The organism is Gottfriedia acidiceleris (genome assembly GCF_002128425.1).
GTDB lineage: Bacteria > Bacillota > Bacilli > Bacillales > Bacillaceae_G > Gottfriedia > Gottfriedia acidiceleris.
Genome location: NZ_NESS01000041.1, coordinates 1 through 640, shown reverse-complemented (window position 1 = coordinate 640; position 640 = coordinate 1). Strand labels below are relative to the sequence as shown.

The following is a 640-nucleotide window of genomic DNA, read 5'->3' as shown; positions in this document are numbered from 1 at the left end:
GGCAATAAAAATGAATTACGCTTTGAAAGACTTCCTAAAGAACAGACTACATCTTGAAACCAGTAAAGAGAAATCTAAAATTATCAATTTAAAGAAGAACTCTTCCGAGTTTCTTGGCTCTTCAGTAAAAGCCGTAAGAAAAGGAAAAACGTATGTAGCAAAGTCCGATATGTCGAAGAAGGCAAAAGCAAATGCCTTCCAGAAGATAAAGGAAGCCATAAAATTGGTCAAGAAAAAACCAAGTACTCAGACTGTCTGGAATTTCAATACAGTGGTAATGGGAATTCAAAACTATTATTCTGTTGCTTCTCAAATAACTATTAATCTAAATAAGTTAAACTATCATCTACGCAAAACGTTATATAATCAACTAAAGAATATTAGAACAGAGGCAAGTTTTCATGATATGACTAAGACCTTACAGAAAAGATACAAAGGTTATGAAAGTAAATTATTTAAGATACAGCAGATGGTTTTTGTCCCTATCCATGCCCAACGGTGGAAATTACCTCGCTGTTTTTCACAAACGATATGTAACTTCACTGCCGAAGGTAGAGCGAAAATACATAATAACTTAAAAGCTATCGATAGAAATATACTTACTTACATCATGAGAAACTACATTCCAAATCGATCAATT

Annotated in this window: 1 pseudogene; it reads left to right on the top strand. The window is 33.0% G+C overall.

The features are described 5' to 3' along the window. Positions 1–640, top strand: a pseudogene (locus B6K90_RS23275) (group II intron reverse transcriptase/maturase); the annotation flags it as partial.